General features: G+C 43.1%; 22 protein-coding genes and 1 tRNA gene. 11 read left to right on the forward strand and 12 right to left on the reverse strand.

From position 1 onward, the window contains the following. Window positions 1-6: 6 nt before the first annotated feature. The 5 genes from cyoE to HYS07_05985 all read right to left on the reverse strand — a co-directional run bounded on the left by cyoE (window position 7) and on the right by HYS07_05985 (window position 5242). Complete coding sequence (gene cyoE / locus HYS07_05965) at window positions 7-900, reverse strand: protoheme IX farnesyltransferase (protein ID MBI1870721.1); 894 nt, start codon at window positions 898-900, stop codon at window positions 7-9. A 58-nt stretch (window positions 901-958) separates the two neighbouring features. Beyond that, on the reverse strand, window positions 959-1915 hold the full coding sequence (locus HYS07_05970; GenBank protein MBI1870722.1) for a heme A synthase: 957 nt from the start codon (window positions 1913-1915) through the stop codon (window positions 959-961). Between the two features lie 128 nt (window positions 1916-2043). Continuing rightward, entirely contained in the window at window positions 2044-3669 is a 1626-nt protein-coding gene (locus tag HYS07_05975) for a cbb3-type cytochrome c oxidase subunit I (GenBank protein ID MBI1870723.1), read from the reverse strand. Window positions 3670-3741: 72 nt separating this feature from the next. Continuing rightward, the gene (coxB, locus tag HYS07_05980) at window positions 3742-4419 is read right to left on the reverse strand and encodes a cytochrome c oxidase subunit II (protein MBI1870724.1); all 678 of its coding nucleotides are present in this window, start codon (window positions 4417-4419) and stop codon (window positions 3742-3744) included. Window positions 4420-4519: 100 nt separating this feature from the next. Further along, window positions 4520-5242: a ZIP family metal transporter gene (locus tag HYS07_05985; protein MBI1870725.1), complete on the reverse strand. Its 723-nt coding sequence runs from the start codon at window positions 5240-5242 to the stop codon at window positions 4520-4522. A 273-nt stretch (window positions 5243-5515) separates the two neighbouring features. Here HYS07_05985 and HYS07_05990 point away from each other — a divergent pair, with 273 nt between their 5' ends. After that, window positions 5516-5755 carry a hypothetical protein gene (locus HYS07_05990; protein ID MBI1870726.1) on the forward strand — a complete coding sequence of 80 codons (240 nt, stop codon included), beginning with the start codon at window positions 5516-5518 and terminating at the stop codon, window positions 5753-5755. Then, the gene (locus HYS07_05995; protein ID MBI1870727.1) at window positions 5752-6165 is read left to right on the forward strand and encodes a type II toxin-antitoxin system VapC family toxin; all 414 of its coding nucleotides are present in this window, start codon (window positions 5752-5754) and stop codon (window positions 6163-6165) included. Before HYS07_05990 ends, HYS07_05995 begins: the two co-directional genes overlap by 4 nt. 9 nt (window positions 6166-6174) lie before the next feature. Here HYS07_05995 and HYS07_06000 read toward each other — a convergent pair whose 3' ends face one another. The 5 genes from HYS07_06000 to HYS07_06020 form a co-directional block, all read right to left on the reverse strand. Beyond that, window positions 6175-8127 (reverse strand): adenylate/guanylate cyclase domain-containing protein, encoded by a 1953-nt coding sequence (locus tag HYS07_06000; GenBank protein ID MBI1870728.1) that lies wholly within the window; start codon window positions 8125-8127, stop codon window positions 6175-6177. Beyond that, complete coding sequence (locus HYS07_06005; GenBank protein MBI1870729.1) at window positions 8124-9446, reverse strand: putative DNA binding domain-containing protein; 1323 nt, start codon at window positions 9444-9446, stop codon at window positions 8124-8126. The genes HYS07_06000 and HYS07_06005 overlap by 4 nt, the downstream gene beginning before the upstream one ends. Before the next feature lie 341 nt (window positions 9447-9787). Then, window positions 9788-10582 (reverse strand): chlorite dismutase family protein, encoded by a 795-nt coding sequence (locus tag HYS07_06010; protein MBI1870730.1) that lies wholly within the window; start codon window positions 10580-10582, stop codon window positions 9788-9790. Window positions 10583-11444: 862 nt separating this feature from the next. After that, window positions 11445-11517 (reverse strand) — tRNA-Ala (locus HYS07_06015). A gap of 409 nt (window positions 11518-11926) precedes the next feature. After that, complete coding sequence (locus HYS07_06020; GenBank protein MBI1870731.1) at window positions 11927-12508, reverse strand: cob(I)yrinic acid a,c-diamide adenosyltransferase; 582 nt, start codon at window positions 12506-12508, stop codon at window positions 11927-11929. Window positions 12509-12593: 85 nt separating this feature from the next. On the opposite strand from HYS07_06020, the gene HYS07_06025 reads away from it, so the two are divergent. From HYS07_06025 to HYS07_06060, 8 genes are all read left to right on the forward strand, one after another. Further along, window positions 12594-12893, forward strand: coding sequence for a DUF971 domain-containing protein (locus HYS07_06025; GenBank protein MBI1870732.1), 300 nt, complete (start codon window positions 12594-12596; stop codon window positions 12891-12893). 76 nt (window positions 12894-12969) lie between these two features. Continuing rightward, a complete protein-coding gene (locus HYS07_06030) occupies window positions 12970-15210 on the forward strand; it encodes a thioredoxin domain-containing protein (protein MBI1870733.1) in 2241 nt (746 codons plus the stop codon). Between the two features lie 50 nt (window positions 15211-15260). Next, window positions 15261-16259, forward strand: a complete 999-nt coding sequence (gene bioB, locus HYS07_06035; protein ID MBI1870734.1) for a biotin synthase BioB — start codon at window positions 15261-15263, stop codon at window positions 16257-16259. Next, entirely contained in the window at window positions 16246-18240 is a 1995-nt protein-coding gene (glgP, locus tag HYS07_06040; GenBank protein ID MBI1870735.1) for an alpha-glucan family phosphorylase, read from the forward strand. The genes bioB and glgP overlap by 14 nt, the downstream gene beginning before the upstream one ends. A gap of 258 nt (window positions 18241-18498) precedes the next feature. After that, the gene (locus HYS07_06045) at window positions 18499-18930 is read left to right on the forward strand and encodes an OsmC family protein (protein ID MBI1870736.1); all 432 of its coding nucleotides are present in this window, start codon (window positions 18499-18501) and stop codon (window positions 18928-18930) included. Window positions 18931-18960: 30 nt separating this feature from the next. Next, on the forward strand, window positions 18961-19806 hold the full coding sequence (locus HYS07_06050) for a hypothetical protein (protein MBI1870737.1): 846 nt from the start codon (window positions 18961-18963) through the stop codon (window positions 19804-19806). 71 nt (window positions 19807-19877) lie between these two features. Further along, window positions 19878-20117: a DUF4160 domain-containing protein gene (locus tag HYS07_06055; GenBank protein ID MBI1870738.1), complete on the forward strand. Its 240-nt coding sequence runs from the start codon at window positions 19878-19880 to the stop codon at window positions 20115-20117. Next, entirely contained in the window at window positions 20077-20337 is a 261-nt protein-coding gene (locus HYS07_06060) for a DUF2442 domain-containing protein (GenBank protein MBI1870739.1), read from the forward strand. Before HYS07_06055 ends, HYS07_06060 begins: the two co-directional genes overlap by 41 nt. Window positions 20338-20339: 2 nt before the next feature. Here the strand turns inward: HYS07_06060 and metH are convergent, their stop codons facing one another. Then, on the reverse strand, window positions 20340-24011 hold the full coding sequence (gene metH / locus HYS07_06065; GenBank protein MBI1870740.1) for a methionine synthase: 3672 nt from the start codon (window positions 24009-24011) through the stop codon (window positions 20340-20342). Between the two features lie 121 nt (window positions 24012-24132). After that, complete coding sequence (locus HYS07_06070) at window positions 24133-24771, reverse strand: hypothetical protein (protein ID MBI1870741.1); 639 nt, start codon at window positions 24769-24771, stop codon at window positions 24133-24135. A 135-nt stretch (window positions 24772-24906) separates the two neighbouring features. Between HYS07_06070 and rpiB the strand changes: the two genes are divergently transcribed. After that, a complete protein-coding gene (rpiB, locus tag HYS07_06075) occupies window positions 24907-25338 on the forward strand; it encodes a ribose 5-phosphate isomerase B (GenBank protein ID MBI1870742.1) in 432 nt (143 codons plus the stop codon). Window positions 25339-25418: the final 80 nt, after the last annotated feature.

Raw genomic sequence — 25418 nt, forward strand, 5'->3', positions numbered from 1 at the left:
ATCCATCTAAATCTTATCCACCACCATTAAAATGAGCATCACAGGAAGATAAATGATGGAGGCATGAAAAAGACCTTTATAGGCCTCGCGTATTTTATCTTTCTTAGAAAATAAAAATGCACAACGAAGTCCCATCCCCAGAAAACCAAGACCTAAAAATAAGGCACCAAAGAAATAAACGGATCCGGTCATTCCTTTGAGTGTCGGTAGTAAGCTGACAGCCATCAGTGCCGAGGTATAAAGAATAATCTGGCGGATGGTCATGCCTCCATTTAAATCCAAACTCGGAAGCATTTGAAAACCTGCTTCGGCATAATCATCTTTGTATAAACTTGCAAGACTCAAGAAATGGGGTAATTGCCAAAAAAAGAGAATGGAAAAAAGGACCCAAGCTTCGAAATTAACTTGGCTTGTGGCCGCGGACCATCCCATCATGGGAGGAATGGCTCCCGGAATGGCTCCGACAATGGTATTGAGCGAGGTTCGTGTTTTAAGAGGGGTGTACATAAAAAGATAAGTTGACCCAGCAATGAATCCAAGGAAGCTCGTTAGAAAATTAATCATGAAGGCAAGATAGAAAAGGCCTATCCCTGATAAAATAATTCCGAAGATGAGGGCCTGACGAGGATGAAGTCTTCCAGCAGGAAGGGGGCGCTGAGCGGTTCTTTTCATTTTTGCATCCAAGTCTCGCTCCAACCATTGATTCAGTACGCCGGAGCCTGCCACAGTCAAAGCTGTTCCCAAAAGGGTGTGAATGAATCTTTGAAAAATAAAAGGCGGGTGTGATCCTAGGAGAAAACCGACCCCTGTCGTAACTAAAACGAGAAAATTGATTCTCGGTTTGGTCAATTCTAAGTAGTCCCGCCATCGATTTAAATTCAAGATGAATTTCTTTATCATGAACAAATTCCTTCTCCCACGCAAAAGGGGTAAACCTTCTTTTTTAAAGGAATATAACCTATAACACAAAACCTCTCAAAAAGGTCCTAGAGCGAAGCAGGCAACGCAGCAGATGGGCCTTTTTCAGAGGTTTTAACCTGAAGTTCCAAAGCGTAATTGCAAGGCTGGTTACAAGCATCAATGCCCCTAATGCCAGATGAATGACGGTGACAGTCACTTTGAAGATTTGAGGTTGGATAAAATCTTTTGCCGCCATTTTTGCAATTAAAGAAACAGGGCCTAAAATAAGTTGGGTACTCATGAGTATCAACAATAACAAGGTCCATTTCACCAAAAATTTTTCTTCAGCACCCTTTCTCAAAACACGAATTCCCATCCAACCCACGAAAAAGATTACCCCGAATGCTCCAAAAACATGAGCCCAGATTCCAAGGCCTGAATGTCGAAAATAAGCCCCTAAAAGGATCTGAACATAAATCATGAGTGTCATCATGAGTGATAAAAATTTTAATGAGATACCCTTCTCTTGAGTTTGACTTGAATCTTTGGAGGATAAATTTTCAGAAGAGGCCATCCATCGAGGAGAAGTAAATAGGACGAGACTGACCACCAAAGAAAAGAAAATTTCAGCAAGGCCGGCATGACTGATTGAGATGGGATCAGGAAGCATAAAAAGAACGGTGATTCCACCTAAAAGGGCTTGAGCGATGACAACGAGAAAAGCGGCGATACCCATCCAACGAACCCATCGACGGTTTTCTTTCCAAAGGAGGCTCGCCATGAGAAGCAGTGCAAGAAAACCTACAAAACCTGCAATCATCCGATGCCCATGTTCAAAAAGAATGCCGCCAATCATGGGGGGAAAAAATTGCCCGTAAGAAAGGGGCCAATCCGGAACAGCCAATCCAGATCCCGTGCTCGTGACCAAGGCCCCTGCACAAAGTAAAAAGAAAGTGCAAATGGCAACGAAGGTTGCGAAACGATGGACTCCACTAGATTTTTGAGTTGTATTCATAATTGTTGTTATAAACTTTTGTCCACCTAAGTGGATGAAAACAAGTCTACAGTCCACAGTCCACAGTCGACAGCTTTAAAGAAAGTATTTTTTCTATGGACTGTTGACCGTTGACTATGGACTCATTTTCATGGTTGATTCTGAGGTGTCCAATCCTCCTTCTTCCCGGGGACACTGTATTCATAGGGCCCATGGTAAACCTTGGGAATAACCTCGTAATTCAGATGGGGTGCCGGCGACGAAATCGTCCATTCAAGTGTGTTTGCCTGCCAGGGGTTATTGCCTGCTTTCTTCCCTCGAAATAAACTGACAAAGAAATTATAGACAAAGGGGATTTGGCCTAGGAAAAGGGCAAAGGCACTGATCGAAATGAAAATTTGAAGCGGTTCAAGCCCCTGAAGAAACCCATATTGTCTATAATCATAGATTCGCCGAGGCATGCCGTGAATCCCCAGAAGATGCATGGGGAAAAAAGTGAAATTATAAAAAACAAACGTAAACCAAAAGTGAATTTTCCCTAATTTTTCATTCATCATGCGGCCAAACATTTTGGGATACCAAAAATAAAGGCCTGCAAAAATGCCGAACATGCTTCCACCAAATAAGACATAGTGAATATGAGCAACGACAAAGTAAGTGTCATGTAAAAAAATATCGACGGCGGTTGCGGCAAGAAAAATTCCACTTAAACCCCCAATGACAAACATGGAAACAAAGGCAATGGCCATCAGCATGGGTGTGGTCAAACGAATTCTCCCTCCAAAAAGTGTTCCCAACCAGTTGAAGATTTTAACCCCTGTGGGAACGGCAATCAGCATGGTTGAGACCATGAAGGTGGTTCCCAAGGTTGGATTGATGCCTGTTGCAAACATATGATGGGCCCATACGATAAATCCCAGTCCTGCGATGGCCGAAAGGGCATAGACCATCGCATGATATCCAAAGAGAGGTTTGCGGGAGAAAACCGAAAGAATATCCGAGGCCATTCCCATCGCCGGTAAAATCATAATGTAAACGGCGGGGTGTGAATAAAACCAGAAGACATGCTGCCATAATACGGGTTGTCCCACTCCCCCCAGAAAAAAGGTTGTCCCCAAAAGACGATCCAAAAGGAGCATGGCAAGAGCCGAGGTCAATACGGGTGTAGCCAGAAGAGAAAGAATGGCGGTGATAAAGAGACCCCAAACGGACATGGGCATTCTGAAAAATCCCATACCTGGGGCCCTCAGATTAATGATCGTGGTTAAATAATTAAAGGATCCTAGAATGGAAGACGTTCCAAGAAAAATGAGGCTGACCAGCCACCAGGTTTGTCCTTTGGAGGCAATGACGCTCACCGGCGCATAGGCGGTCCAACCGGTTGCCGCAGCTCCCCCAGGTGCAAAGAAACTTCCGACCATAATGACACAGGAAATAAAGAAAAGCCAATAGGAAGCCATATTGATTTTGGGAAAGGCCATATCATGGGTTCCAACCATGAGTGGAATCAGGAAATTTCCAAAGGCTCCGACGAGAATGGCAATGACCACAAAGAAAATCATGAAGGTTCCATGCATGGTGAAAATGACATCGTAGGTTTCCGGCATCATGATCCCTAAAATGGGTAATTTTTCCCCTGGCCAGGCCAATTGCCAGCGAATGGCCATGGCGAGCAGACCTCCAAAAAACATAAAAATCAAGGCGGTAAAAAGGAATTGAAGGCCAATGATTTTATGGTCGGTCGCAAAAATATATTTTCTTAAAAATTTTTTCATTAAATTTATCTTTTCTGATTTTTAGTTTTTGCTTTTTCTTTTAACTTTAAACTTTGAACTTTGAACTACTTTTTACCACTCATCCTCTCCCCCCTTCTTCTCAGTTTCTTTTTTCGATTGATCGAGCCACTTCTCAAACTCTTCCGGGGTCTCGATGGTGATATACCCCTTCATGCGATAATGTGCAAGCCCACAAAATTCGGCACAGACCAAATCATAATTTCCTGTCTTTGTCGCTTCAAACCATAATGGAATATTTGTTCCTGGCACTGCATCTTGTTTTAAGCGAAAGGTCGGAATGAAAAAACTATGAATGACATCCTTTGAAGTCAATTTAACCAAAACTTTTTTCCCTACGGGAACATGAAGTTGATTTAAGGTGGTCACTTCACTTTGGGGATAATGAATATTCCAAGCAAACTGCTGAGCCGTCACTTCGATTTCTAAATCGGGGTTTTGAGGCATGTTGGTTTTAATCTCAGTCCAACCTTGCTCGCTTTTGACCATCAAGACAGCAAGTAAAATCGTGGGAATTAAAGTCCAAATGATTTCGAGCTTAACATTTCCATGAAAGTATTTTGCCCTGGATCCGTCTGCGCGATCACGATAACGAAAAGCAAAGAAGAGAACAGCCCCTTCGACGAGAAAGAACATAACCCCTGTAATAACAAGAATGACATAAAAAATCGCGTCAACCTTGCCACTATAGGTTGAAATACCTTCAGGAAGCCACCAACTCAGTCCATGCATAGAAAAATAATATTTCAGTTTTTTTACAACTTTTGGAATGGGATGGATTATAACAGCCCTTTTTAGAATTTCTAGTATTTTTATCTGGAGTAGAAATTAACTAATTGGAAAATCGGATGACAATGTACAGGACAAGAATTCCTAAAAGGGTCATAAAGGTCGTCCATCGGGTGGGATGGGAATGATGGCTTTCAGGCAAGAGGTCACTGGCTCCAATATAAAGGAAAAAACCTCCAAAAATAGCCAGTAGAGCGCCCAGGACAGTAGCGGTGAGTGTAAAAAAGAGAGTGGAAAAAATTCCGATCAAAGGGGCCAGGGCATCCACTAAAAGCCATCGAAAGGCCAAGGGTTTTTCTCCACCGTTTTTTAGAATGATGCTGACGGTGTTGATTCCATCGGAAAAATCATGAACAAGAACTGCAATGGCGACTGTGATTCCGACTGCTTGCGATACTTGAAAGGCAAGTCCAATCGCAATCCCATCGATCAAACTATGAAGGGATAAACTTCCGGCCCCCAGTTGTCCCCTTCTCTCATGATGAATAGGGTTTTTACACGCCTCATCGGGATGTGAGTGAAGAAGCGAGGTCCGATCCAGTAACATATAGATCACAAATCCAAGTCCTGTAAGGGAGGTGATGAATAAAGGGGTATGAACCTTGTTCCCCAGTTCAATGGCTTCGGGGAGTAAGTCGAAAAAGGCAACCCCAATCACAGCCCCTGCGCTAAACCCAATAAAGAGATGGAGCTTGTCCTTAAATTTAAGGGCAAATAACCCTCCAAGGAAAGTCGCTAGAAAAGCACACAAGCCAATGAGAATCATAAACATATCTTTCAATGATGAAAAATTTAAGCAAACAAACTCCTTTAAAAACTTACCTGTCTTTTACCCGGCATCGTCCTCGACAAGTTGAAAACCCGCCACGACTTGACTGACTTCAAGTCGGGCGAGGCGGGCAGAGTAGCGCCTTTGATAATACCAAACTTCCAACCCGTTTCAAGAATGCAAAAACATTGCTCACTTATAACAAGGGATCTGAATAGGGATTGACAAAAGTTATGGCTATGATATGATGCATATATAAGTGAGGGAGATATGCACAGAACAACGATCATGTTGCCATTAGATTTAAAATTCAAGGCCGTGCAAATGGCCCAAAAAATGGGCATTTCTTTTGGGGAATTCGTAAGAGAAACATTGAAAAAGGCTATTAGAAAGACAAAAAATACAAAGTCTTTAGATCCTTTTTTTGCCGACAAAGCTGTCTTTCGTGGAAAAGTTCCAAAAGACCTGTCGGAAAGACACGACGATTATCTCTATGGAGATGATGCGTGATTTTTATTGACACCAGTGCTTTTCTCCCTCGTTTCACAAGTCGCGATCAGTATCACGCATTATCCTCAAAATACTGGTCTTTGCTCGAAAACTCCGATGAAAGCCATTTCACCAGCAATTTTGTTCTTGACGAAATGTTTACCCTACTGGCTCGTCGAACAGGATATTGCTTTGCTGCTGAAAGAGCGAAAAATCTATATTCCTCAAAAAGATTGATCATCCTTCGCCCAGACGAGGAAGACGAGTTAAACGCGATCGTACTCTTTGAAAAATACGCCGATCAGAAAGTCAGCTTTACGGATTGCATTTCATTTGTCCTCATGAAAAGGAGAAACATTCAAAAGGTATTTACGTTTGATAAACATTTTAAAAGAGCTGGATTCGAAATAGTCCCATCCATTGAATTGTAATCCATCCCATCATTTAGCAGTAAAAACAATTTCCCCTTTCCATTCTTGAGCGGGCGGGTGAACACGATGAAATTTAATTTGTTCAAGATAAAGTTCACAGGATTTCTTCAGAAGAGTATTTTTGAGATAAAGTTTTTCGAATAATTTAGAGGCCTCATCCCAATCTTGATTTTTAAATTTTTGAAGGGCGCTCATCCATGAAGTTTCGATGCTTTTAGGAAGAGGTTCATGAAGCAAAGTATAAAGAGGGACACATTCTTTTTTCCCAACGACTTGAACCGATCCTAACTCGAGATGGGCGATCGATTTTGATTGAGTAAGGACGGCATCGGTGATCAAAATTTGAGTCCCAAAATATTTATTAAGGCCTTCGACGCGGGAGGCCAGATTGACGCAGTCTCCAATGGCGGTAAAGTCAAACCTTCGCTTGGAGCCCAGATTCCCAACGACCATCGGTCCTGTATGAATGCCGATGCGGGTTTTAAGGGGAGGGAATCGGCCTGAAGCGTTAAATTTTTTGATCTCTTCTTGAATGGCAAGGGCCGTCTCACAAGCCCATTGAGCATGTTGATCGGTCTTAATCGGAGCTCCCCAAAGGGCAAACACCGCATCCCCAATGAATTTAATTAAAGTTCCTTTTTTCTCAAAAATGGCGTCCATCACCTCAGTAAAATAGGCGTTGAGCAGGGTGGCCACATTTTCTGGAGTCATCCCTTCTGCCTTTTCTGTGAAGCCTTCAATGTCTGTGAAGAGAGCTGTTGCAACCACCTTTTCTCCCCCAAGCCTCAAAGCTTGCGGATGATGGGCGACCTCACGAGCCATTTCTGGGGAGAGGTAGAATTCAAAGGCTCGTTGGAGCTGCCTTTTTTTACGGCGGGTGATGACATAATAGTAAAGGGTGCTGACCAGAAAATTAAAGGGAAGAATCATCACGTTTAGAACGGCCCCTGGCAGAAAAACCTCTTTCAAAAAGCTCATGTAGGCTGCCAAAACCCAAAGGGTTTCAGCCCCTAGAAGAATCCAGATTCCTCTCTGGGGTTTGAATCGAAAGAGAAGAAGACTTAACATAAAGGTCCAGACCGCTAAAAAGAGGGCCTCCAGATTGAAGGGGCTTTGAGAAATCCAATCTTGACGAATGAGATTTTCCGCTGCGGTTGCATGGATTTCGACACCGAACATACGCCCTTCTTTTGAAAAAGGGGTTAAGTAGGCATCTTTTTGGGCCGGGCCCAATTCTGTCCGTAAAGAGAGTCCCACAAAAACAATTTTGTCGCGGAAGGTTTCTGGAGGGAGAGGATGTTCTTGTTCGAGGGCTTGATAATAGGAATAGGTGGGAAGGGTCCGAGGAGGGCCATAATAATTAATGAGATCATTCTCATCGGGTAGGTGAGAAATTTTATCCCCCACGGCTACTTCGGCCAGTGTAGAAAAATTTGATGTGAGTTCCGATCGTTTCACCCAAAATCTTCGAATATATCCCTCTTCTTCGGGGAGTCCGACCAGAGCTGTTTGAGTATGTTTCCGAAAATCTTTCAAAGGAAGAACGAGCCCTTCCTTATGATAAGACCCCTCTTCGATCACACCATAATCCGCTCCCAGAACCGTGGGTATGAGGTGAAAGGCCATGGCCAATTTCTGATCGACTTCGGGATCGAGACTTTCCCCTAAAAATAAAACATCAAAAACAACACGTTTCGCTCCGGCCTCACTCAATCTCTTTAAGAGTTCAGCATGTTTGATCCTTGGCCAGGCCTGAGTTGGAGAAAGACCCAGAGTGCCATAACTATCTTCATCCATGGCAACAACCACGACATTTCCCGGGGATGGGACGAGCCCTCGGAGATGAAACCAAAGATCCAAAAATTTCATTTCAAGCGAGTGACCCCAGGGGGATAAATAAAGGGCCGTGTGTAAAGCGCCAACAAATGCCGCAATTGAAATAAGAAGAACAAGACGTTTCATATAAAATATCTCGTGTTTTTACCCTTTCCTGTTTTCTGAATAAGATTTTTCAAGAGCAATGCCTTCAATTCACTCAGGATGGTATCAGACCCGACTCCCATGATTTGGGTGCAATCTGTCGTAGAGACCTTTCCTCTTTGGGTCAGGAAGGCATAGAGTTTTCTTTGGCGATCCGTGAGATCATCCTCTGTCAGGTTTTTAGGTCTGGCGATCAGTCGCAGTGAAAAGAAGTTTGTTGCTGAAATTTGGGCGGGCGGATTGTTGTTGCGTTTTAAGGCCTCCTGTATTCTGAGTATCCCTGTCCCGGCATTTTCAATGTAGCCTGCCCGTTGCATGAGATCCGCCAGCATGCGGTTTCGACGGGCAGCCTTCGAGCCAAGATCTTCCAAACTCAGTCCTCGAATGAATCCGCCGGGATTATCCAATTCCAAATGCCCGTCATAAATATGAAGGTAGATGTGAGAGATGTCATAGAGATAATCCCGATGGATCAGGGCATTGATCACGGCTTCTCGAATGGCAACGGATGGATAGTCTTCCCACTCTTCATGCCTAGGAGCGCCAGTGATCTTGATCTGCCGTGCATTGTAGCGTCCGAAAAAGGTGAGGGTTTCTTCCAATTGTTTTAAAATGTTTCCCTTGCATTCGTAACGATCGATAATATCGTAACGGGTTTGTCCTCGGTACTTGAGGCATGTGACGCTGGCCTCTGGAAAGAATTGTTGGGGATTTTTTGCAAAGAATAAAAGGGCGGCGTTCGTCAATAAAATTTTCTTTTCTCGATGCGATGCAACCCCGATATTGACAAGGGCGTCTTTACTTTCGATGTTGGAAGGGTAGCCAGCCAGTTTTCTGTATTTTTCCCACTCGTCCTTGTCAAAATCTTTCTGGAAAATAAAGCGCTCATTGATGAGCTCATCAAAGTGTATCTTTCCTGCATGTTGTATGAGCTGAACAATTTCATCCCGTTTTAATTTTTGAGTATTGGGTCCAATCCTGAGGAAACATCCCTCTTTGCATTTGTAGGGTTTGTCTTTACCTTCGGGGATCTCGACCGTGATGACCTTGTCGTCTGCTTGAGAGATCTTGATCTCGATGGGAGGATCACAGTTTCTGGCGATATCAGTGATTTGACTTTTGAGTCTGTTGGTGAGGGCCGTGGGGTGAACCTCTCCCCGATCCGTGATTCCAACATAAAGCCTCCCTCCGCTTGCATTCGCAAACGCAACGAACTCAGGGGCCAAGAAAGAAAGTCCTTCCTTGAATTCAATCTTTTGGCCTTTGCCTTCTTTTAGGACAGAGGAAATGTCGAGCGGCATGTTAAAACCTTACCAGAACGATACAACCATGTCAATAAATATTCGACGAATATTATACAAATATTCGTCGAATATTTTATTAATATTTTGTTCTTTGATGCGACCCATCGGGTTTTTATTAATGGACATCACTACTGATCAGTTAATCATGCTTGCATCCATCGCAAATATCTTCCCCTTAAACCGACCTACATTAAGGAATTGCGGCTCTTCAGGCTATGTTTTAAATCTTCTAACCGGACAACAGTGATATCAATTTCAATGATCCTTCGAGATCATCATGTGCGATGAAAGAAAGGATTGGATGGCAACGATAAAAAAATACAAGCTAACCCATTACTTCAAACTTCAAGTCTTACCGATGAGAATAAAACTTGCCCAACGAAGAAGGGTCCCATGGACTCAATGTATTTGGCCGTCTGCTGAGTTTTACGCATGTCTTGAACAAGCCGAGAAATGGAGTGAAGTTTGGACGAGATAATGCCAATCACAAATTCATTGTTATTCTGATCGAGTCCATGACAGGCAAGACGAACATCATGCGCCAAATCAGCGGCCCCATAACTCATGCCCAGCTTCGCATGTTCCATCAAAATTCCCCGCTGCTCCTCCTTGGAAAGAAGTTCAAATTCAGGTTTGCGCTTCAAAGGATACCAAACGGCCCAGGACAGGGCGGGATTTGAAAGATTACGACGCGGCTTAGCTAAAAGCCAATCTTCTAAATTTTGTTCATGGCCGCTTGAGTAAGTCCGGCCCAACATCGTCAATTCTGGCCGGGGGCTAAGCTGAACGAAAGGATTTAAAAGAAGAAGAGGTCTCATCTTTTTTGTAAAGACATCCGGATCTTCACTCAAGACCAAAAGCCCAACTCCTTGAGGATCATTCACATCTAAATAAAGAACGCCTTCTAAACCAGAAGCTCGAAGGGGTTCAACAAGTGTGTTGACCTCTCGACAATCCGTGAAACATAAAAACTGCATAAAGAGTCGGCGATCGAGCGTTTGAGGGTTACCTTCTTTGGGAGCCCCTTCTTCTCTAAGTTCTGGAATTTCCACTCGAGGCTTTTGAGCCCCTTGAACATTCATGATCCGAGCAATGTAACATTCGATTAAAATAATGACAATGGATTTTTCCAAATGTGTAAAGCCAATTTAGAAATGTCACCTTTTTTGTTTTTGTTGTTTTTAAAAGAATAAAAGAAGTCGTAGTCTAAGCTTGACCTCCTGTCCTTTTATTGACACAGTTTTCTATCTTAACAGGTGGTCCAGTTTTTGGGGTTAACTATAGGGAGACTCTGGACTTTCATCGCACACGATGATCTCGAAAGATCATTGAAATTGATATTTCCAAAGACTGGCTCAACATTGTTCTTTCGCAACGCCATCCATCTCTTTCCTTCATCAGTCCCTAAGAATTCCATCATCTTTGTCTTCAACCGCTCAACGTTGCTCAAAATTAAAAATTTGTCCCCATTGCCTGAAAAATGATACTCTTCACGCAGGTTTTAGGTGCGTACCTTATGCCTTTACAGAGCAAGGCGTAACCATGCTTTCAAGTGTGTTGAACAGCGAGCAGGCCGTTCAGGTCAATATTGTGATCATGCGAGTTTTCATTAAATTGATTTGGAGCTTCTTCATCGCTTGGGAAATCAATTGGCGCTGGTTCTGGATTATAAGCGGCTGGAGGCTGGAATCCGGGAGCAGGAAATGAAACTTGTCAGAACCATGGCAGGCGAGTTGAGCCATCAGATTAAAAATAGGTTGGGCTCGATTGGGACTGACCACCAGTAAAATGATTATAGAAGCCCATGGCGGAAAAATCGTTGTAGAAAGTCGGCCAGCCGAGGGAACAACAGTAAGTTTTATCCTGCCTGTAGAGAATCGAAAACTTCTAGAGGCTACGGCTACTTTAAGCCCTTTCAGGAGAAGATAAGGAAAAGAATTTTTTCAGCAGCCGAAAGATATTTTTGGAAGGGGTAATGCTAAAAATACAATAGGGTGGAGCTGAGGGGAATCGAACCCCTGACCCCGTCGTTGCGAACGACGTGCTCTACCAACTGAGCTACAGCCCCATTAAAAAGTGAAATCCATTTTCGCCGTTTGTTGCGGGGAAATTTATTTTCAGCTTTGGGTTTTTAAAGCGACAGGATTCTATACTATTTAATGAACCCATATGAAGGGTTATTGTATTTTAGGGTCACAATCGCAAACATGGGAGACCAGGACACAGTGGACACAGGAGCAAGTTGAGATGCACCCGCAAGGATCATGCACTTTGATAATGTCTTGAGATCCACAACTGAGGGAAGAGAAGGCCACCATAAGACCGCCCAAGACAATAAAAACAAATTTTGCCAAATTTCCCTTCCTTTCTACAAGCCTCACTCTATAAATGAATTATTTCACGAATGAATTCTATTTTCAATATTTTATGAAAATAAACAATAAGCTTCGTAATTTTTATTTTTCACTCTTAAACGCTTAATTTTTTTTACCCAGTCGAGAATTCTTCCAGGGGATGTCCTCGAATCCCATTTTATGCTGGAGCCATCTGGCAAAGACAAACAAAAGATCGCTTAAACGGTTAAGATAGCGAATCGCGACAAGATCGACGGATTCCTTTTTTGAAAGTTGAATCGTCCTTCGCTCTGCCCTGCGGCAAATGCCTCGGGCCAGGTGAAGGCATCCTGAAAGGAGAGGGCCACCCGGAAGAATAAACTGTTTTAGGGGAGGAAGATCTCTTTCCATTTGATCGATGAGAAGTTCTAAATTTTTAACAGATTCTTCCGAAATCTGAGGGAGATTCCCTTGGGATTTTGGATTGGCGAGTTGACAGCCCAGATCAAAAAGTTCGCTTTGGATTTTTTTAAGAGATGTGTCAACAAAAACTTTTATTTTTTTCGAAATTTTCGAATTTTCAAGTAGGCCACAGGCCATTCCCATGGCCCCATTGAGTTCATCGACGGTTCCATAAGCTTCAATTCTCAAATCATCTTTCCAAACGCGGGCTCCTCCGATCAAGCCCGTTTTACCCTGATCTCCCGTTTGAGTGTATATTTTCATATTTCATATCGTATCTTGAAGAGGGAAGATCATCCACGAAAAAATTAGGGTGTACGATATTCCCAGTCCGAGGTACTATTCTGTCATGTCCATTCAGCCGAAAGAGATTCAACATTTTCCTTCTGGAGAACTTGGGATCCTGTGGGAGGATGGGCACGAGAGCATTTATCGGGGGGAAACGCTCAGACGTATTTGCCCTTGTGCGATGTGCTCGCACGATCTTAAACGGGGAATGGGAATCCATCCCGGTCGTTTTACCATTATAGGTGTGAGAAAAATAGGAGGCTACGCGATTGCGCTCACGTGGGCCGACGGACATGATACAGGGATTTATTCTTTTGATGCTTTAAGAAAAGCGTGTGAGTGTGAGAAATGTAGTAAGTAGTAACGGCCCATTAGGAAATTGATATCAAAAATCAAACATCAAAAATCAAAATTGTGGTAGAGATCCATAAAAAACTATGAAAAAATGGAATCATTTATTTCCGCTGTTTCTTCTGACATTTTTTTTGGAACTTCCTGCCATGGCCACTGAAAAGAATATGGATAAAACAAATCCTCGTCTCATTAACTCTCCGAGCGCCTACTTGAGAAGCGCAGCTCATCAACCGATCGAATGGTATCCGTGGGGTGAAGAAGCTTTTCAAAAAGCTCAAAAGGAAGATAAACCGATTCTTTTAGACATTGGCGCTGTTTGGTGTCACTGGTGTCATGTGATGGACCAGGAGAGTTATGAAAATCCAGAGGTTGCAAAAATCATTCAGAAATATTTTATTCCGATTAAAGTCGATCGCGATGAAAGACCGGATGTGGATCAGCGCTATCAAGAGGCTGTGGCGGCTATTTCTGGGCAGGGAGGCTGGCCTTTGACAGCTTTTCTTACACCCCAAGGAGAGGCCTTTTATGGAGGGACCTTTTTCCCAGCGGAAGATCGGTCAGGGATGCCGGGCATGAAAAATCTTCTTCCAAAAATTGCCGAGCTTTATCAAAAGAAAAAAGAGAGTCTCGAAAAAGATGCGAAGGAATTAACTTTGAGTTTGAGCTCTTTTCAAGAAGGGCGCGATCAGTCGGGAGAAATTTCGGCTGAGTTGATCGATACAATTTTACAGAATATGTCTCGATCGCTTGACGCAAAATATGGAGGCTTCGGGCGAAATCCAAAATTTCCGGATTCAGGGGCTTTAGAGTTTTTACTCGAAGAGTCCATTCAAAAAGGGGACTCAAAAATTTTGGATTTTTTTAAGATGACATTAGAAGCCATGTCACGTGGAGGAATCCATGATCAGTTGGGTGGGGCCTTCCACCGATATTCTGTCGATCGGGAATGGAAGGTTCCTCACTTTGAAGTCATGCTGGATGTGAATGCAGGTCTCTTGGAAAATTTTGCTCATGCCTATCAGGTGACCCAGGAAAAATTTTTTAAAGAGACGACAACCCGTCTATTTCAATTCATACAGGAGGAATTTTCCGATCAGGAAAAAGGAGGGTTCTATGCCAGTCAGGATGCCGATACCCTTGGGGATGAGGATGGGCATTATTATCGCTGGACTGTTTCAGAAATTAAATCGGTTTTGGATTTATTGACTTTTCGGGTGATGGAGCGTTATTGGGGGCTTGAAGATTCTGGGAAAAATCAGAAAAATATCTTATCTCTTGCCAAAGACGCAAGCGAAATAGCCCAGTCGATGAAGCTTGAATTGAAAGAAGTTGAAGCCCTCATTGAAAACGGAAAGGCTTTATTAAAGGCTTCGCGCGATCATCGGGGAAAACCGTCGATTGATAAAAATATTTATATTAATTGGAATGCAATGATGGTTTGCGCCTACTTTGAGGTTTTTAAGGCGCTGGGGTTTGAGGAGGGAAAGACGTTTGCTTTAAAAACAGTCGATTTTTTATGGGACCATGCCTATATTCCTGGCGAGGGGATGTCCCATAGCATTCATGATGGAAAACCATGGGTGAAAAATGTTTTAGATGATCAGGCCCAAATGGCCCATGCCTGCTGGCAAGCCTATGAAATGACGGGAGACGTTAAGTATCGGGATCATGTGATTGAGCTCATTCATTTTTGCATTGAAAAATTTTGGGATTCAAAAGGAGGATTTTTTGATACGATTCCTGAAAAGGAAAGTTTAGGACTTTTAAAACATCAGCATAAATCCTTTGAAGATAATCCGACTCCTGCGGCCAATCCTATTTTGGCCATGGTGCTTGATCATCTTTACTGGCTGACCGGAAATAAATTGTATCGCGAGAAAGCTGAAGAAACGTTAAAAGCGTTTGCTCCATCAGCCGAAAAAGGTGGGACGGAAGTTGCAACGTATGTACGGGCCTTGGCATTTCATTTAGAAGATCCGGTTAAAGTTGCGGTGGTGGGAAAGAAAGAGGAGCCGTCCTTTCGATTTCTTGTTTGGGCAGCCCATCAGGTCTATCGGCCTCATAAAATGGTTCTACCGATGGGAAAAGAGGCAGGGAGTGATTCAGTTTTATCAGAAGATTTGAGAATGCAAATCCGTTCTCAAGAAAACGCTGAGGAAGCCGTCGCCTTTCTTTGTGCAAGCCGCTCCTGCGCTCCTCCAACGGATCAGGTTGAAGAATTAAAGAAAACAATTAAGACTTTTGGATTAAAACTACAGACCAGAGACCAGAGACCGAAGAACAGAGACCAGAGACTAGAGACCAGAGACTTAAAAGGTTCGTAGTCCATGGTATAGTCTGTGGTCCGTAGTCTGTGGTCTATTTGGGAATCTAAATGAACTATCTTGAATTATCAGAAAGAGTTTTGAAGGGAAAGTCTATTACGCGTGACGAAGCTCGGAATGTTCTCCAGGCCCCTGCCAAAGATTTTGAAAAGGTGTTGGAGGCAGTTCTTCCGGTCCGAGAACATTTTCATGGTCGAAGGGTCAAGCTATGTCTTTTACAAAATACCCGAAGCGGGCTTTGCCCCGAGGATTGTCATTACTGTTCTCAGTCGGTGATTTCAAAAGCCCCGATTGAAAAATACGGCCTCCTTCCTCAAAAAACATTGCTCGAAGCTGCTGATAAAGCTGTGAAATCAGGGGCTAAACGTTTTTGTATGGTCACCAGTGGGCGAGGTCCCAGCGATCGAGATATTGACCATTTGGTCGAAGTGGTGGGTGCTGTTAAAGAGAAATACCCGACCCTTGAAATTTGTTGTTCCTTAGGGCTCATGGATCTTCCTAAAGCCAAGAGGCTAAAAGAAAGCGGTGTAGGTTGGGTGAATCATAATCTCAATACCTCCGAGCGATTTTATCCTGAAATTTGTAAAACTCATACCTATGAAGACCGCTTAAATACGCTTCAAGCGGTTAAAGCCGCTGGTCTTTCCACGTGCTCAGGAGGAATTATTGGAATGGGGGAAACAGACGAGGATATTCTTGATTTGGCTTTTACAGTCCGGGACATAGATATTGATTCTATTCCCCTTAATTTTCTTCATCCCATCGATGGGACCCCGCTCAATGGGGCGAAATTTCTTGATCCTGTAAAAGGGATTCTGGCTCTTTGCGTTTTTCGATTTTTGAACCCTGAAAAAGAAGTTCGGGCGGCTGGGGGACGAGAATTTAATCTAAAAGAGCTTCAGCGATTTGTGATTTATCCAGCCAATTCTATTTTTGTGGAAGGATATTTGACGACACCAGGGCAACAGGCCATCGAGGCTCGTCAAATGATTGAGGGCATGGGTTTTGAAGTAGAAGAAAGTAAGGAATTTAAACATGGCTCAAAATAAAATTTTGTCTCAGATTGAACATTTGGAGACACGCTATAAAGAGGACATTAAAGGGGATTCTTATTTTGGGAGACCTTTCTCTGTTCTTAAGAGAGCAGAGGAGAAACTCAGTTCTTCTTCAGTAAGGTCCGTGGCCTATTTTTCCATGGAATATGGAATTGCTCCCAATATTTATCGTCCCTTTACAGGAACCCATGTTCATCAGAGAATGACCCATTATCCGCATGAAGTTTTTTCAAATTTGAGGGCGATGGATTATTTTCATAAGTTGAAAGTGGAACGTCCTCCTGACCTTCCTATCTATAGCGGAGGACTGGGTGTTTTAGCGGGGGATACTTTAAAGAGTGCTGCTGATTTAGGCATTTCTCTTGTGGGGGTGGGTATTTTATGGCATGAGGGATATTTTGAGCAAAAATTTCTCTTTCATGATGGGCAAATTCCCATGCCGCTTCTCTGGGACCCTTATTCTTTGCCGGGGCTCGTCCCTTTAAAGAATCGGGTTAAGATTCAACTGAAAGAAGATACGATTTTTCTCAAACTTTGGAAATATCATATTTATAGTCATGATGATCAACATGTGATTCCTCTGGTTCTCTTGGATTCCCATCTTCCTGAGAATACCGAGTCCAATCGAAAATTGACGTATAGACTCTATCGCAGTGACGATGAATGGTGGAAATTTTTGCAGAGAACCATTTTAGGGGTTGGAGGGATGCTTGCTCTGGAAGAGTTGGGTTATGCGATTGATTGGTACCATCTGAATGAAGGACATGCGGCCTTTGCCTATATTGAAAAGGCCAGCGGTTTGAGCGAAGAGGATTGTCGAAAGCTCCAGAAGAAATTTGGATACACCTGTCATACCCCTGTTGCGGCAGGTCATGATCGCTTTCCGGTGACGCTTGCAGAAAAAATCCTTCCCCCTGAACATATGAATTTAGTTCGCAAATTAAGCATGGATCCTCATCAGCAGGGCATGATCAATCTCACACGCCTGGCCATGAATGCCACTTGTCAGATCAATGCCGTCTCTCAACTTCATGGAAAAGTAACCCGTCTTCAATTCCCTGATTTTCAAGAGAAACTTCTGGCCATTACAAACGGGGTTCATCATTTAACCTGGATTTCTCAATCGATTGCCACTCTTTTAGATGAGTATCAAGCTAAAATTGGACCTTGGCGGAAGGATCCAACCACGCTTAAGAATGTAATGAAATTGGCCGATGATACCCCCTTCAGAGAAAAACTTTGGCAGGCGCATCAGGAAAATAAAACCAATCTGTGTAAGTTACTAGACCCTTGGAAACTGGATAAAGATGTTTTTACCATCTGCTGGGCCAGAAGAATTGCGGGTTATAAGAGGCCCGGACTTTTGTTGCATTATCCTGAACGCTTGATAGAAATTGCACGACGTGTCGGACGGATTCAAATTTTAATTGCAGGTAAGGCCCATCCGAATGATAATGTTGGGCGAGGGATTATCAGTGATATTCTATCGCGAATCGATAAGTTGAATATGATGTATCATGATGTGAAAATTATCATGCTTGAGAATTATGATACCTATTTTGGTAAGCTTCTTACGAGTTCCGCAGACGTTTGGCTCAATAATCCTTTGCCTCCTTTTGAGGCCTCTGGAACCAGTGGAATGAAGGCCATTTTAAATGGGGTCCTTCAATTAAGCACGTTAGATGGGTGGGTCGCTGAAGCCGCTGACGCTGAAATTGGTAAAATTTTTGGGTTTCGCTCAGAGGGGGGGATGGTTGAAAGTGAACACTTTCTAAGAATGGATGATGATGCGAATGCCCTTTATCAGGCGCTTGAAGAATTGGTTAAACTTTATTATCACACGCACAGAAAAGATTCTGTTCAAGCCGACTCAGAATGGATTGACATGATGATTCGATGTATTGCCGAGGCAGGTTTTTTTAATACTCATCGAATGGTGAAAGAATACTCTGAAAAAATGTGGAAGATGAGTTAGCTCATATCAATAATAAAAATTGAATGGAAACGGGGTCTGGCGCAAATTTGGGGTCCCTTCGTCCTCGGACCTCGTGGTTCCAGCGACCAGGGTCCGGCAAAAATTTTTTGTGTGGGATAGAAGAAGTTCAGGGTAAGGTAAAAGAGGGGTGCCTTTGCCTTCGTCCACTGAGGGCCTGCGGGCGAAGGGACCCCAAATTTGCGCCACCTGTATTGCGATGATCTCGAAGGATCATTGAAATTAATAAGGAAGAAGAATATGGTCGAAATTCTGATTGAATATGAAGGGGACTTGCATTGTTCGGCACTTCATGGGCCTAGCAAGGCTACTCTTTCGACCGATGCGCCGGTTGATAATCAGGGCCGAGGGGAAAGTTTTTCGCCCACAGACCTTTTAGCAACGGCTTTGGGAACTTGTATGGCAACCATGATGGGTATTTTTGCGAAGCGCCGTGGAATCGAACTTAAGGGGATGAAGGTCCGTGTCGAAAAACATATGCAGGAAGCCCCTCGCCGCGTACAGAAATTAGACGTGAACATTTATGTTCCGGTAAAGTTAGGGGAAAAAGAGCAGCAAGCCCTGGAAGCCGCTGCCCTGAGCTGCCCCGTTCACAAGAGTCTTCATCCTGCAATGGAAATTCCGATTCATTTTCATTATCCAGAAAATTCAGTTGTAAGCGATAAGCAATAAGTTATCATTCATTTATTGATAAAGGACAAGATGGCCAACGAAACTCAACTTCCCTATCTTCTCAAACTTTTGGATGACGATTCACCTGTCGTTCAGGAAGCGATTTTGAAAGAGCTGCGTGCTTTAGGCCCGCGACTCGAAGAGGCCCTTATCCATTTGCCAGAGCCTCCTACCCCGATCCAAAAAAAGGTTCTTCAAGATATTCTTCAAGCCGAAAGCCGCCAATGGCTACAGGAAGCGTGGTCAAGCTGGTTTTTTTTAAAAGGAGAAAAAGCAAAATTAGAAATGGCGATGAGTCTCTTGGCCCAGTTTCAATATGAAAGAAATGGAGTGCATCCTCCCCTAGAATCTTTGCTTGATGATTTAGCCCATGAGTACTTGACTCTGTATGAAAAGAAAGATGCGTCAAAGCTTGCAGAGTTCTTATTTCAAACAAAGAAATTAAAAGGGGCTCCTTCTGATACAATCGAGCCCCTTCACAGTAATCTGATGTATGTCCTTGAAAAAAAATTAGGTCTTCCGATCAGTCTCACCATCATTTATATTCTTGTTGGACATCGCCTCAGTATGGAGATTGAAGGGTGTAATTTTCCAAGACATTTTCTGGCCAGGGTTTCTCTTGAAGGGAAAATTTTTCTGGTGGATTGTTTTAATGGTGGAAAGTTTATAGATCCAAAGGAAATCATCAAAATCAATCAAAATCTATCCCCAGTGACCTATGACATCCTTCAAAATATTCCGAGCGCTACTGCCATCATCAGTCGCGTCCTAAGGAATTTAATTCATGCTTACCGTGAAAAAGAGGAACATGCAAATGGCAAACTCATGATGGTTCTTCTCGAAGATTTGGAAGAAAACAATAACTCGTTCAAATAAAAAATGCCGTTCATGTTCATCTCCTCAAGCATTTGATATAGAGTTAGAACTTATGATATATTAGATAGCGAATGAGCCCGACAGTGTTTCGATACAAGAATTATCGTTTCTTTTTCTTCTCCCGTGAGGAAAAAAAGATTCACGTACACGTTTCTTGTCCAGCGGGAGAAGCAAAATTTTGGATTGAGCCCATTGTATCTTTGTGCGAACACTACCGACTGTCCTCAAAAGAGCTTCGAGAATTGCAAAATGTAGTTGAAAGGAAAAAAGATGAAATCACCCGTGCTTGGAAAAAGCACTTCTCAAGTTGAAGTTCAAGACATTTTGCGACAGGGTCTTTGGATTTTGGTGAAAGGAGAGGAATTTTTTCTCTCCTTTAAAGAATATCCCTGGTTTAAGAATGCTCAGGTCTCTTCGATCTATCATGTCGAACTTCTTCATCACTCCCATCTTTACTGGCCAGATTTGGATATCGATCTTGAGTTAAAATCCCTGAAGCATCCGAAAGAATATCCATTGCTGTCTCATTGAGCTTAATAAGCCAAATAAGGTGACAGCCAGCGTTCCATCTCTTCAACCTTCATTCCCTTTCGACGGGCATAGTCTTCGATTTGATCTTTTCCAATTTTACCAATCGAAAAATATTTTGATTCCGAATGGGAAAAATAAAGTCCGCTCACCGAGGCGGCAGGCCACATGGAAAAATTTTCAGTGAGTTCGATCCCTGCATTTTCCTTGCATTTGAGCAAATCAAAAAGATTTTTTTTTTCGGTGTGGTCAGGACAGGCCGGATAACCGTGGGCCGGACGAATCCCTTGATATTGTTCTCGAATCAGGGCATCTGGAGTTAAATTTTCAATCTTGCTATAACCCCAGAATTCTTTTCTCACCCGTTCATGCATTCGTTCTGCCAAGGCTTCGGCGCATCGATCGGCCAGTGCTTTGATCATAATACTTGAATAATCATCGTGATTTTTCTCGAAGTGCTCAACCCATTTTTCAATACCGATTCCTGCGGTGAGCGCAAAACAACCCAAATAATCTTTAACGCCTCTTTCCTTAGGGGCAATAAAATCACTCAAAGAAAAATTCAATTGTCCCTCTTCTTTCTCTATTTGTTGACGGAGCATATGAAAAGTAGTTATAACGCTTTCGCGTTTTTCATCGCTGTAAAGTTCAATATCATCGCCTATCCGATTCGCTGGAAAAAATCCAATTACAGCTTGAGCCCTCAACCATTTTTCTTGAATGATTCGGTCTAAAAGTTGTTGGGCATCCTCGTAGAGTTTTTTTGCCTCGGAGCCCACTTTAGGATCGTCAAAAATTTTTGGGTATCGACCTTTCAATTCCCAGGTTACAAAAAACATCGTCCAATCAATATAAGAGCGAATCTCTTGAAGGGGATAATCCTCAAGAATTTTCACACCTAAGAAAGAAGGGCAAGATGGAGCAGGATCAAAATTTAATTGAAGCCTCTTTTCGCGGGCTTTCTCCAGAGACAGAATTTTTCGGGTTTGGCCCGCCGCATGGGTTTTGCGAAGCTCTTCATAAGCGGTATTCGTTTTTGCGATGAAAGCTTCTTTTTCTTGAGAATTAAGAAGATTTGAAACAACGCCTACGGCACGTGAGGCATCTAAAACATGGGTGGTCGACCCTTGATAGTGAGGAGCAATTTTGACCGCCGTATGAATTCTAGAGGTGGTCGCCCCTCCAATTAAAAGAGGAAGCTTGAATCCCTCACGATCTAATTCTTTTGCCACATGAACCATTTCATCTAAAGAAGGGGTGATGAGTCCGCTTAAACCAATGATATCCACTTTTTCATCATGGGCCGTTTGAAGAATTTTAGAAGAAGGGGTCATGACTCCCAAATCAATGACTTCATAGTTATTGCATCCTAAAACAACACCCACAATATTTTTCCCGATATCGTGAACATCCCCCTTCACAGTGGCCAGGAGGATTTTCCCGGCCTTTTTCGATTGGGCTTCTGATTTATCTTTCTCCATAAAAGGAAGAAGATAGGCAACCGCTTTTTTCATGACGCGAGCGCTTTTAACCACTTGAGGAAGAAACATTTTTCCTGATCCAAATAAATCTCCAACAATATTCATCCCGCTCATCAGAGGACCTTCAATGATTTGAATGGGTCTGGCATATTTCTGCCGTGCCTCTTCAACATCTTGATCAATATAATCGACCACTCCCTTCACCAAGGCATGAGACAGGCGCTCTTCGACGGTCTTCATACGCCATGAAGCTTCTTCAACAGGGGCCTTTTCTTTCTTCTTCACTGTTTGGGCAAATTGAAGTAGGCGTTCGGTGGCGTCCAGCCTCCGGTTCAAAAGAACATCTTCCACAAGCTCCAAAAAATCCTTGGGGATTTCTTCATAGACGGCCAACTGCCCCGCATTGACAATGCCCATATCCAACCCTGCTTTGATGGCATGGTAGAGAAAGGCTGAATGCATCGCCTCTCGCACGACATTGTTTCCTCGAAAGGAAAAGGAAATATTGCTCACTCCACCACTCACATACGCGTGAGGCAGTATTCGTTTAATTTCTTGCGTAGCCCTAATAAAATCAACCGCATAAGGATTGTGCTCCTCCATCCCCGTCGCAACTGTTAAAATATTCGGATCAAAGATAATATCTTGGGGAGGGATCCCTGCCCTTTTTGTTAAAACCTCATAAGACCTTTTACAAACGGCGACCTTGCTTTCGTAATCTGCGGCCTGCCCTTTTTCATCAAAGGCCATGACGACCATGGCTGCTCCATACTGATGGATTTTTTTTGCATGTTCGATGAAGGCTTCCTCCCCCTCTTTGAGACTGATCGAGTTGACAATGGATTTTCCTTGAACACATTTGAGGCCCGCTTCAATGACCGACCCTTTTGAAGAATCAATCATCATTGGAACCTTGGTAATGTCAGGCTCTGAGCTAAGTAAATGAAGAAAACGTGTCATCGTGGCTTCACAGTCGAGCATCCCTTCATCCATATTGATATCAATAATCTGAGCCCCGTTTTCTACTTGCTGACGGGCAATGGCAAGCCCCTTTTCAAAATCTCCTCCCAAAATAGCTTTTGAAAATTGGGGAGAACCCGTAATGTTGGTTCGCTCTCCTATATTAATAAAATTGATTCCTGCCCTGGCATTCATGGCTTCAAGGCCGCTTAAACGCAGCATGGGTTCAATCACCGGAATTTTTCGAGGAGGAATATTTTTAACCGCTTGAGCTATTTTTTGAATATGGAGGGGGGTGGTTCCACAACAACCGCCAACAATATTGACCCATCCTTTTTGAGCAAAATTTTTAATTAAATGCGCCATTTCTTCTGCGGTTTGATCATACGCTGCAAATTGGTTGGGAAGCCCCGCATTGGGATAACAGCTCACAAAACAAGAGGCAATCCCGGACAGCTCTTCTAAATAAGGGCCCATTTCTTTTGCCCCTAAGGCACAATTAATTCCAACTGAAAGAAGGGGAACATGAGAAATCGAATTCCAAAAAGCCTCGATTGTTTGACCTGAGAGGGTGCGGCCGCTGGCATCCGTAATCGTGACTGAAACCATGATCGGGAGACGAATTTTATTCTCCTCAAAAAATTGTTCAATGGCAAAGAGAGCCGCCTTGGCATTGAGCGTATCGAAAATGGTTTCGACGAGCAAAAGGTCAACCCCCCCGGCCACGAGTCCTCGTACTTGTTCCATGTAAGCCTTTACCAAATCATCAAATGTTACTGCTCGAAAACCCGGGTCGTTTACATTGGGAGAAAGAGAAGCCGTGCGGTTCGTCGGCCCAATGGCTCCCGCGACAAAGCGAAGTTCTCCCGACTTCTTAAATTCATCTGCCACCGATTTTGCAAGTTGGGCCGAGGCAAAATTCATGGTATAAACTTGATTTTCCATTTGATAATCGGCCATGGAAATGGCATTCGAGCTAAAAGTATTGGTCTCGATGATATCGGCCCCCGCTTCTAAATAAGCCCGATGAATGGCTTGGATCATAGGGGGTTGTGTGAGGGAGAGAAGATCATTGTTTCCTTTAACATCGCAAGGATGATTGGAAAAGAGCCTTCCTCGATAATCCTTTTCTTGAAGTTGATAGGTTTGGATCATGGTGCCCATGGCGCCATCGAGGATGAGGATTTTTTTAGCAAGTGCGTTATAAATGGGACGAGACCTCTGAAAAAGGCCCATCTGCTGCGTTGCCCGCTGCGCTTCTTTGTGCGGCGTACCATCAAAAAGTACGCCTCCGCAGTCGCTTGCGGGCGTCTTCGATCTGGAACCTTTTTGAGAGGTCTTGGAAAATAAGGGTTTTTCAGGATTCATGTTTTTTTGAGTTTAATTTTTCAGCTTTTGAGTTGCTACCCTTGATTTTTGTTTCGGCGGGATGATTTTCTGAAATACCTTCTTGAATTTTAGAAAGATGATTTTGGGTTTTCTTGAGGGTGCCTGGATTCGCATCAAAACCAATCAATTTTTCTCCCTCCCAGACACCGATCACATATCCATAATACCGGTCTCCCTTTCGATGGTTTGGGGAATATTCAAAAGCCGTTTTTTGTCCCTTAAAGGATTGTTCATTCGTTTTGTAATGAAGGGTTTCCAAACTACCTAAAGAAAATTCATGGCTTCCCGACCCTGCAATGTGAGGATCTTTTACCTCGGCTGAAGTAACGTAAATAAAATAAACCAATTTAAGATTTTTAAATGCGTTGCTAGATTCATTCGTGAACTCAATGTCGAGGGAAGCTTGCTGGGTAAAATTGTAGATGTCCGGATCCCGATAAGAATCCCATTGCCCTTTTTGACCGACCCGTTGTTTGACCTTGATGAAGAGGGGGAGAACCCCTTGTGTTTCCTCAAGGAAAATATTCGGTTGAGAAGATTCCACTCCTTCTGTCAAAGAATAAATATTGAAATTTAAAAAAATGATAATCAAAATCCAGCGTAACATGTCAAAATTTTAGGATATCCGACACCTTTATGCCATTTTTATTTAAAGTTTTTATCCAAAATCCAAAATCGGATTTTAGTTTTCATTCTCTCATCAAAATTTAGTAAGATGTTGAAAAATTTAAAGGATTTAAAAATGAAAATTGCTATTGGATCTGATCATGCAGGTTTCAGATATAAAGAAGAAATCAAAAAACATCTCCTTGCTTTAGGCTATGAGGTTAAAGATTTCGGAACCCATTCTGAAAGCCCTGTTGATTATCCTCTTTTTATTCGTCCCGTTGCCCAGGCCGTTGCCCGGGGAGAATATGAACGGGGAATTGTGCTTGGGGGATCCGGCAATGGAGAGGCCATGGTCGCTAATCGAGTTCAAGGGGTTCGATGTGCCTTGTGCTGGAATCCTGATTCAGCCCGTTTGGCCCGTCAACATAACAATGCAAACATGATCTCCCTGGGACAAAGACTGATTTCGCTTGAAACAGCTTTAGAGCTTGTAGATCTATGGCTTTTGACCCCCTTTGAGGGAGGACGCCATGAGCCAAGGATTCGGATGATCGATGAGAATTAGTCTATAGTCCACGGTCTACAGTCCATAGAAAAGATACTTCCTTTAAATCTGTCGACTATCGACTGTTGACTGTGGACTAT

Source organism: Chlamydiota bacterium (assembly GCA_016178055.1).
In the GTDB taxonomy this organism is placed as follows: Bacteria; Auribacterota; JACPWU01; order JACPWU01; family JACPWU01; genus JACOUC01.

Coding starts and splice junctions, on each gene's coding strand:
- cyoE (MBI1870721.1), bottom strand. CDS start 900: ATGATAAAGAAATTCATCTTGAATTTAAATCGATGGCGGGACTACTTA.
- HYS07_05970 (MBI1870722.1), bottom strand. CDS start 1,915: ATGAATACAACTCAAAAATCTAGTGGAGTCCATCGTTTCGCAACCTTC.
- HYS07_05975 (MBI1870723.1), bottom strand. CDS start 3,669: ATGAAAAAATTTTTAAGAAAATATATTTTTGCGACCGACCATAAAATC.
- coxB (MBI1870724.1), bottom strand. CDS start 4,419: ATGCATGGACTGAGTTGGTGGCTTCCTGAAGGTATTTCAACCTATAGT.
- HYS07_05985 (MBI1870725.1), bottom strand. CDS start 5,242: ATGATTCTCATTGGCTTGTGTGCTTTTCTAGCGACTTTCCTTGGAGGG.
- HYS07_05990 (MBI1870726.1), top strand. CDS start 5,516: ATGCACAGAACAACGATCATGTTGCCATTAGATTTAAAATTCAAGGCC.
- HYS07_06000 (MBI1870728.1), bottom strand. CDS start 8,127: ATGAAACGTCTTGTTCTTCTTATTTCAATTGCGGCATTTGTTGGCGCT.
- HYS07_06005 (MBI1870729.1), bottom strand. CDS start 9,446: ATGCCGCTCGACATTTCCTCTGTCCTAAAAGAAGGCAAAGGCCAAAAG.
- HYS07_06020 (MBI1870731.1), bottom strand. CDS start 12,508: ATGAAAATATACACTCAAACGGGAGATCAGGGTAAAACGGGCTTGATC.
- HYS07_06025 (MBI1870732.1), top strand. CDS start 12,594: ATGTCCATTCAGCCGAAAGAGATTCAACATTTTCCTTCTGGAGAACTT.
- HYS07_06030 (MBI1870733.1), top strand. CDS start 12,970: ATGAAAAAATGGAATCATTTATTTCCGCTGTTTCTTCTGACATTTTTT.
- bioB (MBI1870734.1), top strand. CDS start 15,261: ATGAACTATCTTGAATTATCAGAAAGAGTTTTGAAGGGAAAGTCTATT.
- glgP (MBI1870735.1), top strand. CDS start 16,246: ATGGCTCAAAATAAAATTTTGTCTCAGATTGAACATTTGGAGACACGC.
- HYS07_06045 (MBI1870736.1), top strand. CDS start 18,499: ATGGTCGAAATTCTGATTGAATATGAAGGGGACTTGCATTGTTCGGCA.
- HYS07_06050 (MBI1870737.1), top strand. CDS start 18,961: ATGGCCAACGAAACTCAACTTCCCTATCTTCTCAAACTTTTGGATGAC.
- HYS07_06055 (MBI1870738.1), top strand. CDS start 19,878: ATGAGCCCGACAGTGTTTCGATACAAGAATTATCGTTTCTTTTTCTTC.
- HYS07_06060 (MBI1870739.1), top strand. CDS start 20,077: ATGAAATCACCCGTGCTTGGAAAAAGCACTTCTCAAGTTGAAGTTCAA.
- metH (MBI1870740.1), bottom strand. CDS start 24,011: ATGGGCCTTTTTCAGAGGTCTCGTCCCATTTATAACGCACTTGCTAAA.
- HYS07_06070 (MBI1870741.1), bottom strand. CDS start 24,771: ATGTTACGCTGGATTTTGATTATCATTTTTTTAAATTTCAATATTTAT.
- rpiB (MBI1870742.1), top strand. CDS start 24,907: ATGAAAATTGCTATTGGATCTGATCATGCAGGTTTCAGATATAAAGAA.